General features: G+C 74.2%; 9 protein-coding genes. 1 reads left to right on the top strand and 8 read right to left on the bottom strand.

Annotation, left to right across the window (positions count from 1 at the left end; genetic code table 11):
• The first annotated feature begins 335 nt into the window (after window positions 1-335).
• A complete protein-coding gene (locus ACFYNU_RS16255) occupies window positions 336-896 on the top strand; it encodes a hypothetical protein (RefSeq protein ID WP_356594957.1) in 561 nt (186 codons plus the stop codon).
• A gap of 31 nt (window positions 897-927) precedes the next feature.
• Here the strand turns inward: ACFYNU_RS16255 and ACFYNU_RS16250 are convergent, their stop codons facing one another.
• From ACFYNU_RS16250 to ACFYNU_RS16215, 8 genes are all read right to left on the bottom strand, one after another.
• Complete coding sequence (locus tag ACFYNU_RS16250) at window positions 928-5,826, bottom strand: hypothetical protein (protein WP_356594959.1); 4,899 nt, start codon at window positions 5,824-5,826, stop codon at window positions 928-930.
• Window positions 5,827-5,915: 89 nt separating this feature from the next.
• Window positions 5,916-6,854 carry a hypothetical protein gene (locus ACFYNU_RS16245; protein ID WP_356594961.1) on the bottom strand — a complete coding sequence of 313 codons (939 nt, stop codon included), beginning with the start codon at window positions 6,852-6,854 and terminating at the stop codon, window positions 5,916-5,918.
• An 82-nt stretch (window positions 6,855-6,936) separates the two neighbouring features.
• Window positions 6,937-8,481, bottom strand: a complete 1,545-nt coding sequence (locus ACFYNU_RS16240; protein ID WP_356594963.1) for a hypothetical protein — start codon at window positions 8,479-8,481, stop codon at window positions 6,937-6,939.
• Window positions 8,482-8,632: 151 nt separating this feature from the next.
• Window positions 8,633-12,277, bottom strand: a complete 3,645-nt coding sequence (locus ACFYNU_RS16235) for a hydantoinase B/oxoprolinase family protein (protein ID WP_356594965.1) — start codon at window positions 12,275-12,277, stop codon at window positions 8,633-8,635.
• Window positions 12,274-13,419 (bottom strand): SGNH/GDSL hydrolase family protein, encoded by a 1,146-nt coding sequence (locus ACFYNU_RS16230; protein ID WP_356595062.1) that lies wholly within the window; start codon window positions 13,417-13,419, stop codon window positions 12,274-12,276. The genes ACFYNU_RS16235 and ACFYNU_RS16230 overlap by 4 nt, the downstream gene beginning before the upstream one ends.
• 100 nt (window positions 13,420-13,519) lie before the next feature.
• Window positions 13,520-14,857 carry a glycosyltransferase gene (locus tag ACFYNU_RS16225; protein WP_356594967.1) on the bottom strand — a complete coding sequence of 446 codons (1,338 nt, stop codon included), beginning with the start codon at window positions 14,855-14,857 and terminating at the stop codon, window positions 13,520-13,522.
• Window positions 14,854-16,077, bottom strand: coding sequence for a glycosyltransferase family 1 protein (locus tag ACFYNU_RS16220; RefSeq protein ID WP_356594969.1), 1,224 nt, complete (start codon window positions 16,075-16,077; stop codon window positions 14,854-14,856). Before ACFYNU_RS16220 ends, ACFYNU_RS16225 begins: the two co-directional genes overlap by 4 nt.
• A 289-nt stretch (window positions 16,078-16,366) precedes the next feature.
• On the bottom strand, window positions 16,367-17,785 hold the full coding sequence (locus ACFYNU_RS16215; RefSeq protein WP_356594971.1) for a HEAT repeat domain-containing protein: 1,419 nt from the start codon (window positions 17,783-17,785) through the stop codon (window positions 16,367-16,369).
• Window positions 17,786-17,788 lie beyond the last annotated feature (3 nt).

Here is a 17,788-nt window from a genome sequence, read left to right as displayed (position 1 = left end):
CCGCCCAGGCGGGTTGATCACGAGTTGTCCAGGTATTCACGGAGATGACTTTCGCCGCTGTGGCGCACAGTACCTGGCGGCGCGTCACTTTTCGCAATCGATCGGATGGCCTGAACTGTAGGTGCGCGGGAATCTTCCTGATCTGTCGCTCGTCTATATGTATGGGTACTGACGTACGGAAGTACCGACTCGGGGTGGGGAATTCGGGGCGAGGGACGGGGCGGGTGGGCGGCGCGGGTGCGCGGCCCACCGCACATTCGGTGCCATGGTTCGCGTGAAGCGGCCTGGGCCGGGCAATCACCCTGATGTCGGACGGTGGTGGGGAGTTGCGGTCCATGAATACGAAGTCGGACACGAGAACAGCTTCGAAGGCGGCCGGGAGGGCGCCTTCGGAAGCCGAGCGCGAGGCCGGGACGAAAGGCAGGGCGGAGGGCAGGGCCAAGGACAGGGCGGGGGGCAAGGCCGAGGTCGAGGTCGAGCTGCCCGCTCCGCGCGGTACGGGCCTCTCGCGGCGGCTCTGGGTCGAGGAGCCCGCGATACGGCGCCGGATGCCGGACCCGGTGCGGACGGCGGCGGTACGGGCGGTGATCATCGCGTCGGTGACGCTGATGCAGGCGATGGTGGCGTTCTTCTGCACTCTCGCGGGGTCGTGGCTGGCCTTCCCCATGGTGCTGAGCAGCGTGGGCAGCACGGTGGTGGCGACGTGGGGCGTGCTGGACGTCTGGGTGACGCGCCAGGTGTGGAATCAGCGCAACGGTGTGGTGTCGGTGCCGAGCAGCACGGCGCGGCAGCTGCGCCGGGAGCGCCGCCGGGCCAGGCGTACGGCGCGCGCGGCGGAGCGCGACGGCTCGGCCGGGATACGACGCCGGGGCGCCGGCAGGCTCTCCGAAGCCTGAACGCCCGCGCCCCGGCGGCTCGTCGGTCGTTCTATCGCGCGTCTGCCGGTGCCGGGTCGGCCGGCACCACGGGGGTCTCGTCGGCCGGGCCGGTGACGTCGGACGGGTCGGTCGCGGTCGTCTCGCCGGCCGTGTCAGTCTCCTCGGCCGCGTTCGGCTCGTCGGCCGTCGTGGCGGCGGGCTGGGAGCGTTTGAACATACGCGTGGCCGTGATCTCGCCGTGCACCGTCTCGGCGTCCGGGTCCTGCTGGGGAAGGCCGGGGCGCAGATGCTCCTCGACGCTGATGTATTTGAGGCCCGCCCGCAGGTCCGCGTCGTTGCGCAGCCGGATCACCAAGGGGAATTCGGCCAGTGCGGTCGTGTCGAAGAGGCCGGTCGTGTAGAGGAGTTGGACGCCGAGGGCGTCCGAGACGGCGCGCTGGAGCTCCAGCAGGTACGTCGCGTTGGCGCGGCCGATCGGGTTGTCGAGGAAGAGGGTGCCGGCGTGCCGGTGCTTGTCGCGTCCCCGGTCGTTGCTGCGCAGCGCTGCCATCGTGCAGTACAGGGCGATGGCGGCGGTGAGCAGTTGGCCGCCGGAGAAGACGTCGCCCATCTGACCGACCGGCACCCGCTCGGCGCGCAGCACGGCGTCGGGCTTGAGGATCTCCACGGCGATGCCCTTGGGCTGGAGAGCCGCCTGGACACCGCGCAGCAGCAGGGACATGCCGTCCCTGCGGAGGTCGGAGTTCTTCTTGAGGGCGGCGCGGGTCGCCTCGTCGATGACCTCGCCGAGCCGTTCGGTGAGGGTCGCCTGATCCGGTTCCTCGAAGCGGATGCGGAGGAATTCCTGGCCGGACCACTCCCCCAGTCCTTCGGGCAGCCGGGAGAGCCGTTGCGCCGAGCGCAGGGTCGTGAGCGCGGATTCCACCAGCCCACGCAGCCGGTCGACGATCGAGTCGCGGTTGCGTTCGAGTTGCTCCAACTCGTCGGTGAGCACCCGAAGCCGGGGGGCGAAGGCGCTTGCCCACTTCGCGGCGTGGTCGGGCAGCGCCGCCGCCGGCAGTTCGCGGATCTGCTGGCGGGCGGGTGTGCGTACCTGCTCGTAGCGGGTGGCGTTGGCGTGCCGTACGAGAATGTCGCTCGCTTCCCGGACGGCGGCGTCGGCGGCCGACAGATCCGTGGCACAGGCGCGCAGCGAGCGGCGCGTCTCGGCAGCCGCCGTCCGGGCCTCTTCGATGCTCCCGGGGTAGGGCTCCGGCGCTTCCGCCGCCTCGTCGGCGTCCTCGTAGGCCGAGCCCCGCAGCAGATCGGCGAGGAGGGCCGCCGTCTCCTCGAAGCCGCCGGTGGCGTCCTCGGCGGTGCGATGTGCGTGCAGCAGTTCGCCGTGTGCGGAGCGGGCGGTGTCCAACGCGTCCGTGCGGGTGGCGAGTTCGTTCGTGGCGGTACGGAGCAGGGCCTGGGCCTCGGCCACATCGGCGGGAACCTGGCTCTCGGGCAGGTCCGTGTGGGCGTCGCCCTCGGCGGGCGCGAGCCGTTCGGCCTCGCCGCGCAGGCGGCCCAGTTGCTCACTGGCGGCCGAGGCGCGTGACTCCAGCATCTGGACGAGCGATTCGGCGCGGGCGGCGGCGGCCTGCCGGGACGGGCCGTCGGCGCCGTCCGTGCTCTCCAGGAGTTGGGCGGCGCGGGTGCGGACCTTGTTGCTGAGCCGGTCGAGTTCGGCGAGGGCCGCGCCTTCGTCGCTCTCGGCGTGGGCCTGTTCGGCGCGGAGATCGGCGCCGACGCCGACCTTCTCGTACAGCTGCGAGGCCGCCCGGTAGGCCTCGCGCAGCGCGGGCAGCGCGGTGCGGGGCGCGTCGCCGTCGGGCTCGGGCACGTTCTCGGGGGCGCCGGCGATCTCGGCCCGCTCGGCCCGCAGGGCGCGGGCCGTGCGGCGGGCGTCGTCGGCGGCGCGCTGGGCGGCGCGGCGGTCCTCGTCGGCGGCGCGGGCTCGTTCCAGACAGGCGGTGGCGCGGGCCTCGGACTCGGCGGCGTCGTCGGCCAGTTCGCGGAGCTTGACCTGCCAGCCCGCCCGTTCGCGCAGCCGGTAGGCGAGGCCCGAGAGGGCGTCGGCGACACGCCGGGCCCGCTGGGCGGCCTCCTGCCGTTCGTCGCGGACGCGGGCGGTGTCGGCGGCGGCCTCGTCCGCCTCGGTCCGGGCCGAACGGGCTTCGGCGAGTTCGGCCCCGGCGGCGCGTGCCAGCTCGTCCGCGGCGCGCGCGGTCTCCGCGAGTTCCGTGAGCCGTCCGGGGGCGCAGGTGGCCCGCCAGGAGCCGAGGCGCGCGGCGATGGCCCGGTCGGCGGAGAGCCGGGCGGACAGGGTGCGGATCTCCTCGTCGCGGGCGGTCGACTTGGCACGCAGGGACTGCCGTTCGGCGTCGGCGGCGTGCTCGTCGTGCATGGCCGGATTGGGCGGGACGAGGAAGACGCCGGTGTCCTCGCCGCCTGACGCGTCACCGTGCGGGCCGGGGCCGGGCACCGGGGCGAGCAGGGCCGCGGCCGTACCGACGGCGACGGTGGAGCGCGGCAGGAGCGCGGCGCCGGAGAGGACTTCGCGGGCCCTGGCGTGCGAGGCGGGTTCGGTGACGACGACGCCGTCGACCAGCTCGGGGCGGGCGGCGAGGACGGCGGCGTGGTCGGCGGGGTCGACGGCCTGGGCGAGATAGCGCCAGCCGGGGAGGGCCGGGATGCCGTGTTCGCCGAGGTATTCGACGGTGGCCAGTACGTCGGGGCCCGGTGGCAGCAGTCCGCCGTCGCCGAGTGCCCCGAGGATGCGGGAGTCGTCGGCGGCGGCCGTACGGAGGTCGAACAGCTGGCGCTCGGCGGCGGCGACGCCCTGGTCGAGGAGTCCGCGCAGGTCGTCGGCGTACCGGTCGAGTTCTTCGGCGGTGAGCGGGCCCTGACCGGTGCGGGTCGCCGTGGCGTCGGCCTCCCTGGACGGCCGGCCGGCCGCGGAGCCGGCGGCGTCGCGGCGCTTCGTACCGCCGGGGCCCGCCATGGGATCGGCAGGCTTTTCGGGGCCGCCCGGGGCGGCACTGCGTGGTGCGGGGACGCCTGCGCGGGGCGGGGCGCCGGGCAGGCCGAGGAGCTCGGTGAGGCGTTCCTCCTCGGCGATGGACTCGGCGGTACGGCGCTCCGCGTCGTACTCGTGCTCGGCGGCGCGGGCTGCGTCGACGGCGCGGGCCTCGGCCAGCTCGGCGCGGGATTCGGTGGCGGCGGCCTCCCTGGCCCGGTCCGCCGCCGCGCGCGCCGCCTCCCTGGCCGTGTCCCAGACGGCGACCGCGGACTTCTCCGCGTCGCTGGCGGCGAGCGCGGCCCGTGCCGGGTCGGCGTCGGGGGCCGCGTCGTCGAGCCAGCCGGCCCGGACCGCCTCGGCGGTCTCCTGCTCGACCTCGGACAGCCGCTGGCGCAGATGGCCGGTCTCGCTGCGGGCGCGCTGCGCCTCGGTGGCCGCCGCTGTCGCGTCGCGGTGCGCGGCCTCGCCGACTTCCTGGAGCGCTGCGGAACGCTCCTCCTCCTCGTTGGCCAGGCTCTCGCCGTCGGCCGCCGCCGCGTGCAGCGCGCGGACGAGGTCGGCGGCGGCGGTCGCGCGGGCGGCCAGGGCGGGTGCCGCGTCGCGCTCGGCCTCGCGGATCGCGACGGCCACGCGCGCGGAGCGGTCGGCGGCGGCACGGTGGCGCAGCACGTTCTCGGCGGCCTGCCAGGCGGAGTGGAGTGTGCGGGCGTCGCTCAGCTCGCGCCGCTGGGCCGCCGCGGCCTTCTCGGCGACGGTGAGGGCCAGAGAGGCGTGCCGGTAGGCCAGTTCGGCGGCGATGAGCGCGCTGCGGCCACGGGCCCGGTCGGCCTCGGTGACGGTGTGGGCCGCGGCGGTGACCTGCTGGGCGAGATCGCCCACCCGCCCCCGTTCCTCGGTGGCGCGGGCGCTGAGCCTGCGTGCGAGGGTGCGGGTGCGGCGCTCGGCCCCGGCGTGGATCTCGCGGGCGCGGGCGCGGGAGTCGGCGGCGTCGACGATCCGGCCGAGCAGATCGACGGAGCCCGCTGTGAAGTCGCGCTCGGCGGTCAGCTCGTCGCGGCGGCCGAGCTTGTTGCCGAAGCCCCCGACGAGGTCGGCGAGCCCGTCCGTGTCGCGGGTGTCGGTGACGGCACGCAGCAGCAGATCGGTGAAGTCGGAGTCCTTCTTGACGGCGAAGAGGCCGGCGGCCTCGCCCTCGTCGGCGTTCATCTCCCGCTGGTAGCGGAACAGTTCGGGGTCGAGGCCGAGATCGCCGAGATGCTCGATCCAGCGGTCGTGGATCTCCTCCCAGTGCACGTCGAGATGGGGGTACGCCTTGCCCGCCTCGGTGAGGGCGTCCCGGAATCCCTTCATCGTGCGGCGCCGGCCGCGCGCGCCGGAGACGCCCTCCACGGGGCGCCGGACTGCGGTGGACTCGGCGACCGGCAGCGAGTCGAGGCTCAGCCCGGGGCCCGGCCGGAAGGAGTACCAGGCCTCGGCGAACTTGCGCGGGTCGTTGGAGACCTGACGGCCGCGCCATTCACTGGCCTTGCCGACCACGACCAGCTCGCCGGTGAGGGTGTGCTGCCATTCGAGGGCGACGTGCCCGCAGTCGTCGGCGAGCAGGAACTTGCGCAGCACGCCGGAGCTGGCGCCGCCGAGGGTGTTGCGGTGGCCGGGCAGCATCACCGAGAAGATCAGTTTGAGCAGGACGGACTTGCCGCCGCCGTTCTCCAGGAAGAGCACACCGGCCGGGGCCGGGCGGCGTGGCGGGCCGACCGGCTCGTCCTCGAAGAACTCCGCCTGGGTGGGGGCGGGGTGGGGCACCGGCTCGCCGACTCCGCGCAGGTCGAGCACGGTGTCGGCGTAGCGCGCACCGGCAGGCCCGATGGAGTAGAGGCGGACCCGGGACAGCTCGTACATGGCGGCGGACTCTCGTCGTGATCAGGACCGGGGCCGGCTGGGGACCGGTGCGGTGGGGGGCGGGGGGCTGGGCCGGTGGACCGCCCGGCTCAGGAGTGGAACGGCAGTCCGGCGTCGGCGACCAGATCGAGGTCGTCCGGGTCGGGTGGGGGGAGCAGCGTCGCCGATCCGTCGCTGACCGGTACGACGCCCAGCGCGAGCAGTTCGGCCAGGGCGGCGCTGCCGGCCATGTCACGGACCTGGAGCTGGTAGCGGGCGGTGGTGCGGTACGCGCCTCCGGCGTCGTCGCCGGTGCGGTGCAGGAAGCCGGAGTCGGTGAGGAAGGCCATGGCCTTGCCGATGATGCCGGTGGTGGAGCCGGCGAGGCGGCGCGCGTCCTTGGTGGCGCCGGTCGCGCTGCGGCGCGCGTAGATGCGCCAGGCCGATTCGAGGCCGGGCGCGTCGGTCTCCGGGTCGGTGTTCTCGCCCTGCTCCTCGGCCTGTTCCTCCAGCCTGCGGCAGGCCTGTCGTACGAAGGCGTCGACGCCGTTGACGGTGATCCGGCCGATGTACCCGTCGTCGGCGAGGTCCTCGGGGCGGGGGAACGCCATGGCGGCGACGGCGAGATGGGCCAGCCCGTGCAGGAAGCGGTCCGCCGAGTCGGTCGAGGCGCGCCGGGCGTAGTCGCCCATGCGGACGGCGAACACGGAGTCCTCACCGGCCGTCACGGCCATGCCCGTGCGGGCGGAGACTTCCAGGACGACGAGGCCGAGGCCGGTGGCCACCGCGTCGGCGAGGCGCGCGAAGGCCGTGTCCTCGCGGTAGCGGCGCAGCAGGTCGGCGTATTCGGCGTCGCGCGCGGGCAGCGCTTTGGGCTGGAGTCCGAAGGAGACGAGGCGGGCGGCGTCGGCCGCGTCGGCGGGGGTGACGGCAGGGGTGAGGGCTGGGGTGAGGGCGCCGCCGGGCGGCGCGGGGGTGGAGGCGCGGGCCGTCTCGGCGCCGCCCGGCTCGCCCCACGCGGCGGCGTGCTCTGCCTGGTGGTCGCTCACGGGCGTGGCTCCTTGCTGGGGGTGGTCGTGTCGCGGGTGCGCGGGAGGGCGCCGGTACGGGCCGCCGACCGGGCGAGGGGCGTCATGCGGCGTCCGTACGGTCGGCGGTCATCCCCGCGGCGTCCAGCAGAGCGGTGCCCACTATGAGGTCCGCGCCGCCGAACTCCTCGTCGTCGAGGGGCGTTCCGTCGTCCACGGCGAACAACAGCCGCTCCTCGCCCTGCCGGTAGGCCGTACCGACCGGCGGGCTCGCGGCATGGATCGCCAGCAGCGCGACCAGGTAGGGCAGGTCCGGATCGCGGCGGCGGGCCTCGGCGAGCAGCCCGGAGAGTCTGCGTGGCGCGTCGTGCTCCAGGTCGAGCAGTTCGCGCGCGTTCGCCAGTTGTTCCTCGCTGAAGCGGCTGTCGTCGGGGGTGGCGATCAGATCGGGCTCGGGCATCTCCGCGCCGAGGTGCTGCCGCTCCACGGGAGGCGTGAGCAGCAGGTCCACGAGGTCGCCGACCCGGACGGAGGCGGGCGTGCGCAGCCCGGTGCCTCGGGCGAAGAAGGCGTCGGTGACGCGGCTCGCCCGATCGACCGACAACGGCAGCAGCGGGGCGAGGAGTTGGCCGTACAGGTCGAGCCCGGTCCGGGTCGTGGGCTCGGCGAACGCCTGCCGGTCCTGCTCGGCGCGGAACAGCGGTCCCGCTTCCAGCAGCCGGGACTGGAGCTGGGTGTGCCGACGGATGCAGTCCTTGACGATGTCGACCAGTTCGGCGGCGCGCCGTTTGTGCTCGGCCGTCTTGGGGTCGGCGCCGGTCTCCGCCTCGTCACGGGATTTGCGGATGTTGTTGAGGATCGCGTTCTCGTGGCGGTAGCGGTCGGCGACATGGTCGAGCGCTTCGGCGATCATGTCCGGCACCGCGTTGAGCCAGTCGACCGCGCGGACATTGCGCCGGGTCGCCTCCAGGGTCCTGCGGAGCGTTTCCGCGTACTGCACGGTGCGGTACCGGGCCTGTTCGGCGGCGAGTTGGGCGTCGGCGAGCCGGCCCCGGTTGATCAGCACCTCCAGCTTGACCTCGGCGGCGATCTGCGCGCTGGTGACATCCGTGTCCAACGCGCCCACCAGCACGTTGACCGCCTCGTCGGTGGTGCGCAGATAGACGCTGCCGCCGTGGCCGGGGACTTCCTCGATCAGTTTGAAGTCGTAGTCGCGGCGGGTGTAGACGCCGTCGGCGCCGAATGTGCCGTACACGGCGCGGAAACCGCGGTCGACGCTGCCGACGTTGATCAGATTCTCCAGCACCCAGCGGGCCACCCGCTCGTGCTCGGTGGCGGGGCGGTGCGGCGCCTGGGCCGCGACGCGCGGCAGGAGTCTGGCCACTATCTGCTCGTGGTCCGCGCCGGTGTCGAAGTCCATGTTGAGCGTCACGAGGTCGATCGCGGCGAGCGCGACCTCCGCCATCGCGTAGACCGAGTACTCCCCCGCCAGATTGGCCTTGCGGGTGTCCAGGTCGTGCAGCGGCGCGGTGCACGCGAGCGCGCGCAGCCGCCGCGCCAGCCCTTCGTCGGCGGCCGGGCCCTGGGCGAGCCGCGGCCCCGCGCTGAGCTGGGGCGGAACAGGGTCCGTCGAGGCAGGCGAAGTCACGCTGAACAGATTAGGTCCTCGGACTGACAACGGTCGAAACGACGCAGAAGCCCCAGCGACTTCCACGGTCCGGCCGCGGGGCGACAAGTCGGCGCGGCGGCGCGCGGGACGGAGCGGCGGGCCGGCCACCGGCCCGCCGTCCCACGCGAGTTCACTCCGGTGTGCCGTATCCCCCGCCGCCGGGGGTGCGCAGCACGAGGACGTCGTCCTCGGCCACGTCCACCGAGTCGACCCCCTTCAGCGGGGTACGGGTCCCGTCGGCCCGGTCCACCTCGTTGGCGCCGAGTTCGCCCGGCTCGCCGCCCGCCATGCCGTACGGGGCCACCGTGCGGTGCCCGCTGAGCAGGGTGATCGTCATGGGCTCCAGGAAGCGGATGCGCCGTACGACTCCGTTCCCGCCGGTCCAGCGGCCACGGCCGCCGCTGCCGTCCCGGACGGCGAATCCGTCGACCCGCACCGGGTAGCGCCATTCGAGCACTTCGGGGTCGGTGAGACGGGAGTTGGTCATATGGGTCTGGACGGCGTCGGCGCCGTCGAAGCCGTCCCCGGCGCCCGATCCGCTGGCCACCGTCTCGTAGTACTGGACCCGTTCGTTGCCGAAGGTGAGGTTGTTCATGGTGCCCGAGCCCTCGGCCTGGACGCCGAGCGCCGCGTACAGGGCTCCCGTCACGGCCTGCGAGGTCTCGACGTTGCCCGCCACCGTCGCCGCCGGGTAGGTCGGCGACAGCATCGATCCTTCCGGCACCCGTACGTCGAGCGGCGCCAGACAGCCGCTGTTGAGCGGGATGTCGTCGGCGACCAGCGTCCGGAAGACGTACAGGACGGCGGCCATCACCACGGACCTGGGCGCGTTGAAGTTGCCCTCCTGTTGCGGTGAGGTCCCGGTGAAGTCGATGACGGCGGCGCGCGCCTCGCGGTCGACGCGTACGGAGACCTCGATGACGGCGCCGTTGTCGGTCTCGTAGCGGTAGGCGCCGTCGCTGAGCCCGGCGATGATGCGGCGTACGGACTCCTCCGCGTTGCGCCGTACGTGGCCCATGTAGGCGGCCACGACGTCGTAACCGAACTGCTCGGTCATACGGCGCAGTTCGGCGATGCCCTTCTCGTTGGCGGCGATCTGGGCGCGCAGGTCGGCGAGGTTGGTGTCCGGATCGCGTGAGGGGTGCGGCGCGTCGGCGAGCAGGGCGCGGGTCTCGGTCTCGCGGAGCCTGCCGTCCCGTACGAGGAGCCAGTTGTCGAAGAGCACGCCCTCCTCGTGGATGGTCCTGCTGAAGGCGGGCATCGAGCCGGGGGTGATGCCGCCGATCTCGGCGTGGTGGCCGCGCGAGGCGACCAGGAAGCGGAGCTGCTCGCCCTGTTCGTCGAAGACGGGCGTCACGACCGTCACATCGGGCAGATGGGTGCCTCCGTGGTAGGGGTCGTTGACGGCGTACACATCGCCCGGTCGCAGCGAGCCCTCGTCGCGCTTCAGCACCTCCTTGATGGATTCGCCCATGGATCCGAGGTGGACGGGGATGTGCGGCGCGTTGGCGATGAGATTGCCGTCGGCGTCGAAGAGGGCGCAGGAGAAGTCCAGCCGTTCCTTGATGTTGACGGAGTGGGCGGTGTTCTCCAGGCGTACGCCCATCTGCTCGGCGATGGCCATGAAGAGGTTGTTGAAGACTTCGAGCAGCACCGGGTCCACGTCCGTGCCCGCCGCGACGCGGGTGGGACGGGGCGTCACGCGGGTGAGGAGCAGATGCCCGAGGTCGCCGACCGCCGCCTGCCAGCCCGCGTCCACGACCGTCGTCGCGTCGGCCTCGGCGATCATCGCGGGGCCTTCGACGGTGTCGGAGGGCCGCAGATCGGCGCGCCGGTGGAGCGGGCAGTCGCGCGCGGTGCCGTCGACGAACATCCGTACCGTCGCGGGCGGTACGGTCCCGCCGTCGCCCTCCAAAGAGGGCTCGCCCGCCGAATACGCGCCGTGCGACGCGGCCTTCCCGACGGCTTCGACGGAGACGGCCTCGACCACCAGGGGTTTGTCCATGGTGAAGGCGTAGCGCGAGCGGTGTTCCCGCTCGAAGGCCGCCGTCATGTCGGCGACGTCGCCGAGCGGCACCGCCAGACTCGAGTCCGTTCCGGCGTACCGGAGCAGCACGCGCGCGTGGGTGGTGATCGCGGCGTCCGGGACGGCGTCGGCGCGCAGTTCGGCGCGGGTGCGTCCGGCGAGGTCGGCGCAGAGTTCACGGACCCGGCCCAGTGTGTCCCCGGCGCCGTCCCCCGCGCCGTCCCCGGCTCCGAGTTCGGCTCCGAGTTCGGCCTCCACCGACTGCTCCCGCATGGCGGTGGCGTCGGCGAGCCCGATGCCGTACGCGGAGAGGACCCCGGCGAGCGGCGGCACGATCACCGTGTCGACGCCGAGCGCGTCCGCGACGGCGCACGCGTGCTGGCCGCCCGCGCCGCCGAAGCTGGTGAGGGCGTAGCGGGTGATGTCGTGTCCGCGCTGCACGGAGATCTTCTTGACGGCGTTCGCCATGTTGAGCACGGCGATCTCCAGGAAACCGGCGGCGACTTCGGCCGGCGCGCGCCGTACGCCGGTGGCCGCCTCGATCTCGTCGGCGAGCGCGGTGAAGCGCGTCCGCACCACGTCGGCGTCCAGCGGCTGGTCGCCGTCCGGCCCGAACACGGCGGGGAAGTGGTCGGGTTGGACCCGGCCGAGCATCACGTTGGCATCGGTGACGGTGAGCGGGCCGCCCCGGCGATAGCAGGCGGGGCCGGGCACGGCACCCGCCGAGTCGGGGCCGACACGGTAGCGCTGGCCGTCGAAGTGGAGCACGGAGCCACCGCCGGCGGCGACGGTGTGGATGTTCATCATCGGCGCCCGCATCCGGACCCCGGCGACCTGGGTGCCCAGCTCGCGCTCGAACTCCCCGGCGTAGTGCGAGACATCGGTCGACGTGCCGCCCATGTCGAAGCCGACGACCCGGTCGAAGCTCGCCTGTCCGGCGGTACGGGCCATGCCGACGACACCGCCCGCCGGCCCGGACAGCACGGCGTCCTTCCCACGGAAGTGGGCGGCCTCCCGCAGCCCTCCGTTGGACTGCATGAACATCAGCCGGATGCCCCGGAGTTCGGCGGCGATCTCGTCCACGTAACGCCGCAGGATCGGGGAGAGGTAGGCGTCCACGACGGTGGTGTCGCCGCGTGGCACCAGTTTGATCAGCGGGCTGACCTCGTGGGAGCTGCTGACCTGGGTGAAGCCGGCGGCGCGGGCCGCTTCGGCGACGGCGCGCTCGTGGTCGGGGTGGCGGTAGCCGTGCATGAGGACGACGGCGGCGCTGCGGAAGCCGTCGTCGTACGCCTCACGGAGCCGCGCGGCGACGGTCTCCGTGTCCAGCGGCCGGACGGTGACGCCGTGCGCGTCGACACGCTCGGGGACCTCGATGACGCGCTCGTGGACGGCCTCCGGCAGCACGATGTGCCGGTCGAAGAGGCGGGGGCGGTTCTGGTACGCGATCCTCAGCGCGTCGCCGAAGCCCTCGGTGACGAGCAGGACGGTCGGCTCGCCACGGCGCTCCAGCAGCGCGTTGGTGGCGACGGTGGTGCCCATCTTGACGACGTCGATCCGGTCGGCGGGCACCGGGTCGTCCGGTGCCACGCCGAGCAGCAGCCGGATGCCCGCCACCGCCGCGTCCTTGTACTGCTCCGGGTTGTGAGAGAGCAGCTTTCTGGTGACAAGGCGCCCGTCGGGCCGCCGTCCCACCACATCGGTGAAGGTACCGCCACGGTCGATCCAGAATTCCCAGCGCCCAGTCATTCCCCCATTCTGGCAAGCGGAGCGGCCGGCGGCAGTGCTGTCAGCGCGTGCGTGAGGGCGAGATCGGCGCGCAGATCGAGGCGGGCGGCGGTGCCGCGCACCAGATGACGGACCTCGGCGCCCGCCAGCCAGAGCAGTTCGGGGAGCAGATCGGTGCTCCTGCGCACCATCCAGCCGGCGCCGGCCGTGGCCAGCCAGAGCAGTGCCTCCGTCCGGCCGGGCGGCGGCCGTTCGGGCTCCCGGGGCGGTGGCGGGCCCAGTGTCAGACCGCGCGCGGTGAGCATCGCGTGGAACCGCGCGGCGATCATCCGGTGGCCGCGTTCGCCGGGGTGCAGCCGGTCGGCGCTCCACAGGGAGCGGTCGGCGACCCACGCCGGGTCTGCGGCGTGCAGATGGACGGCGCCGTACCGCGCGGAGAGCGTGTGCACGAGGGTGTTGACCGCGCGCTGTCTGCGCGCGAGCGGTCTCGCGAGCGGCGCGGGCAGGCCCAGCATGATGCCGGGGTCGGGCAGACAGGCGGTGAGCAGGACCGTGCCGCGGGCCGTGAGGGCGGCGCAGACCTCGTCGAGGGCGCGGGCGATGGAGGCGATGTCGAAGGAGCGGCGCAGGGTGTCGTTGACGCCGACGACGACGGAGGCGATATCGGGCGCGAAGGCGAGGGCGGCGGGGGTCTGTACGGCACGGACGTCGCGGGTCAGGGCGCCGCTGGTGGCGAAGTTGCGGAAGGCCGGGGCGGATTCGGCCGGGTCGGATTCGACGGGGGCGGCGGGGGCGGCCCGGCCGGGCGGATGAGGTCTCGACGTGGCCGGAGGGCCGGAGGCGTGGCCGGCACCGGGCACGGCCCCCGGGCATCGGGCGGGGAGCGCCGCACGGTCGCCCCGTCCGTCAGACGCCGACCCGCCGAGCACCGCCGTTCCGTCGCCCACCCGACCGGCCGTCTCGTGGCGCGCCCGGTCGCCGTCCCCCTCGGCCGGGGTGAGCGCTTCGGCCAGCAGTACCGCCCAACCGCGCCAGCCACCGTCCACCCGGTCCCCCACGCCCGCCGTGAGCGAGTCGCCGAGCGCGGCGAACCGCAGCGGCCTCGGCCTCGGTACGGAGGGCGTCACAGGAGCCGTGGCCTCCTGTGGCGCCTCGGAGTTCATGTACACGGTCATCGCGCACCTCCGTCATGAGCCCGCGCCACCGCCGGGGCGGGGGACACCTCTGGCACTCCGGGCGGCACCCCGCGGTTCGCGTACACGGTCACGGAGCGCCTCCGTTCCGGCGCCGTACCGATGCCGCCACGACAGACGGCGCGGCGGGCACGGACGGCGTCGACGGCGCCCCGACGGACGCCCCCGGCGCCGTGGGCGGCAGGACGGCGCCCCGGGCCGGCTCTCCGCCGCCTGCGGGCCGGACGACCGCCCGTACCCCCGTCAGGGGGGCCTGAGCCGTACTCACCGGCGCTTCGTGCGCCGTCAGGAAGGCCGCCACCGCGCGGTCCCACGAGAACAGCTCGGCCCGCGCCCGCGCCGCCGCGCGCCGCACGGCCTCCGGCCGGTCGAGGAGCCCCTGTACGGCGTCGGCGAACGTCTCGGGCGTGTCCGCCGCCGTACCGCCCGCCGCGCCCAGGATCTCGGGGAGGGCCGACGAGGCGCTCGCGACGACCGGTGTGCCGCAGGCGAGTGCTTCGAGCGCGGACAGGCCGAACGTCTCGGCCGGTCCCGGTGCCAGGCAGATGTCGGCGGCGGCCTGGAGGTCGGCCAACTCCTCCCGGTCGCCCACGTGCCCGAGGAACACCACGGGCAGTCGGCGCTCACGCGCCCGGCGGGCCAGTGCACCCGCCAGCGGGCCGTCCCCGGCGATCACCAGCGTCGCCCGCACGCCCCGGTCACGGAGCGCGGCGAGGGCGTCCAGCGCGGCGCCCGGCCGCTTCTCGACGGACAGCCGCGAGCACATCAGTAGAAGGACGTCCGCCCCCCGCGCGTACCGGGCACGCAGCTCGGCGCGCCGCCGCTCCGGCCGGCAGCGCACCAGATCGACACCCAGCGGCGCGCGCACCACGTTGCGCGCGCCGATCCTGACGAACTCGCGCTCGGCCCACTCGGTGGTGCAGACGATGCGCGAATAGGACCACGCGCTGCGCCGGTTGAGCCGGTCGGCGGCCCGTCCGGCCGCCACGGCCGGTACGCCCCAGGTGCGCAGCACCCCGTCCGCGGTCTCGTGGGACACCATGACGGACGGGATCCGGCGGCGGCGCGCCCACTCCCCCGTCCACCGCAGGGTGGTGCGGTCGGAGACCTCAAGCCGGTCGGGGGCGACGGAGTCGAGCAGGGCGCTCAGCCGTCGGCGGTCGGTCAGCACCCGGTAGCCGCCCGTGCCGGGCAGTACGACTCCGGGCAGGGTGATCACCCGCCCCTGTGCCGTGCGTTCGTCGCTCGCTCGCTCGCCGGGCACGATCAGGACGGGTTCGTGCCCGGCGGCCAGATAGCCCGCCCCGAGCTGCTGGAGGGCGGTGCGCAGGCCGCCCGACGCCGGGGTCACGAAGTTGGCCAGCCGGACGATCCGTATGCCGCCCGGGGCGGCACCCACGTCGCTCATGCGACCACGGCCGTGCGCTCGCCGAGGACCTCGGCGTAGTGGTCGAGCAGTTGGTCGCCGACCGCGGCCCACGTCCGGCCCTCGACCGTGGCGCGTGCCGTGCGTCCGTAGGAGGCGCGCAGTTCCGGGGCCGCCTGGAGGTCCCGTACGGCGCCGGTGACGGCCCGCGCGTCGTGGGGCGGCACCAGCAGCCCGGTGCGGCCGTGGTCGACGAGGTCGATCGGTCCGCCGGCGGCCGGGGCGACCACCGGGACGCCGCTGGCCATGGCCTCCTGGACGGTCTGGCAGAACGTCTCGTAGGGCCCGGTGTGCGCGAAGACGTCGAACGAGGCGAAGATCCGCGCCAGTTCGTCGCCGGTCCGGCGCCCGAGGAACACGGCGCCGGGGAGGGTGGTGCGCAGGGACGGCTCGCTGGGCCCGTCACCGACGATCACGACGCGGACGCCGGGCAGTCCGCAGACGCCCGACAGGAGTTCGACGTGCTTCTCGGCCGCGAGCCTGCCGACGTATCCGACGATCAACTCGCCGTTGGGGGCGAGCCGGCGGCGCAGCGCGTCGTCGCGCAGCGCGGGCCGGAACCTGACGGTGTCGACCCCGCGCGGCCAGAGCCGCACGCGCGGTACGCGGTGCTCCTCCAGGTCCCTGACGGCGGCGCTGGACGGGGCGAGCGTGCGGTCCGCCGCGCTGTGCACGGCGCGCAGCCGCCGCCAGGCAGCCGCCTCGCCCGCGCCCATGTAGGTACGCGCGTAGCCGGCGAGATCGGTCTGGTAGACGGCGACGGCGGGGATCCCCAGCCGTGCGGCGGCTGCCATGCCGCGTACGCCGAGGACGAACGGCCCGGCCAGGTGTACGAGGTCGGCCCGGTGCGCGGCGAGGGTCGCGGCGACGCGGCGGCTGGGGAGGGCGACGCGCACCTGGGGGTAGCCGGGCAGGGGCAGGGAGGGGACGCGCACCACGGGGCATGGTGCGTCGGAGTCGGCTGTGCGGGGAGAGGCCGTGCGGGGGGACGGGGAGAAGGTGGCGGAGGAGGACGGGGAGGCGGCGGAGGATGGGGAGGGGGACGGGGTCTCGGCGCCCGCGAATGCCGCGGACGACGAGGCCGGTGCGATGACGAGCGGGTCATGGCCGCGTGCGACGAGGTGCCGGGCGGTCTGGAGGGCGCAGTGCGCCACGCCGTTCACATCGGGCGGGAAGGATTCTGTGACGATGACGACACGCATACCCGTGTTCTCGCCGTACCGAGGGTGGTCCCGACAACGTGGATCTTTCCGCGTGGGAAACGTCCCGTGAGCATTGGTGTTTCGGCCGTCCCGGCGGAACTTCGGCCACCGCGAAACCGTTCAGGCCCCTGATCGAAACCGGCGTGCGCCGGGCGGTTCATCTGTTGGAGTCCGTACGGCCACACCTGCCCGGTAGAACCCGCCGGCCGCCGGCGAAGCGCCGCCGTTCCCCACCCGCCGACGAAGCCCGGCCGTTCCCCCGCCCGGCACCACCGGGCGGGGGCCAGGGTCAGACGGCGGGCGCGTCCGGCCCGATCCGGCTCCGTACGGCGGTCTGTACCTCGGCCTCCTCGGCCGGATCCGCCGCGAGCCGCCGCAGCCGGTCGGCCACCCGCACATCACCGGTCTCGGCGTGCAGCGCGGCGACCTCTCTGGTGGTCTCCTCGCAGTCCCACAGACACTCGACGGCGAATCCTGTCGCGTACGAGGGGTCGGTGGCCGCCAGCGCCCTGGCCGTACGGCCGCGCAGTTGTGAGGAGGCGGTCTCCCGGTACACGTGCCGCAGCACGGGTGCGGCGCAGCCGATGCCGAGCCGGCCGGTGCCGTCGACGAGGGTCCACAGGCGGGGCGCGTCGGGTCCGTCGGACCGTACGGCCTCACGGAGGGCGCCGAGCACCAGCTGGGTGTCCTGCCGGCCGCCGCGTGAGGCGAGTACGCCCGCCGCCGAGGCGCCGAGGGCGTCGGGCCGGTGCACCCAGCCGCGTGCCCGGTCCACCGCGGCGTCGCCGCACATGCGCTCGAAGGCGGCGACGGCGGCTTCGGCGAGGCTCTCCGACGGGTCGGTGGCCGCTGACTCGATCAGGTCGAGCACGGCGGGATCGCGGGCCTCGGCGAGGTAGTGCAGCGCGGCCGAGCGTGCCCCGTCCGGACCGCTGCGGCCGGCTTCGACGATGGCGGCGCGGTCGTCGGGTCCGGCGACCGCGGTCAGACATCGGGCGGCGGGCACATGCAGGGTGGTGCCGCGTTCGAGACCGTCCTGGGCCCATGCGAAGACGGCCGCCACGCTCCAGCCGGGCCGGGGTCCGCTGGGCCGCAGTTGCTGCTGCCATCGGTCGAAGGAGCCCTGTTCCCGTGCCGCCCTGACGCGGGTAGCGACCGTCTCGCGCGGGTCGTCGGCCCAGAGCCGCCAGGGCCGGGGTTCGAAGGCGCCCTGGAGGGCGGTGGCCAGCTCGGCGTCGCCCTCGGCGGTGGTGGGGAATCTGGCGAGGATCGTCGGCGCGAGAGCCCGCAGTCCGGCGTCGTCGTCGCGCAGCGCCAGTTCGTCGAGCGCCCATGTCCAGTTGGAGCCGGACGCGGCGTACCGGCGCAGCAGCGCCAGCGCGTCGTCCCGTCCGTAGGAGGCGAGGTGGCCCAGTACGGCGAGGGCGAGTCCGGTGCGCGACTCGTCGGTGTCGAAGTGGTCCTCGGCACGGAAGAGGTGGTGTTCGAGCGGTTCGAGATCGCCGTGGAGGTCCAGATACAGACGCGCGTAGTAGAGGGAGCGGTTCTCGACCTGCCAGTCGTGGCGCGGGTCGTTGGTCACGCAGTGGTTGAGGGCGTTGAGCGCCTCGGCGCGGGGTGCGGCCAGCGCGTGCAGAGTGCCGTCGCCGCGCCCCCTTTGCAGCAGGCCGAGCAGTGTGCCGCTCGGCGCTATGACTGGATCGAACATGGG

It is taken from the genome of Streptomyces sp. NPDC006643, assembly GCF_042870175.1.
Classification (GTDB): domain Bacteria; phylum Actinomycetota; class Actinomycetes; order Streptomycetales; family Streptomycetaceae; genus Streptomyces.
Note: the sequence above shows the minus strand (reverse complement) of the source record. Positions and strands in the feature narration are given on the sequence as shown.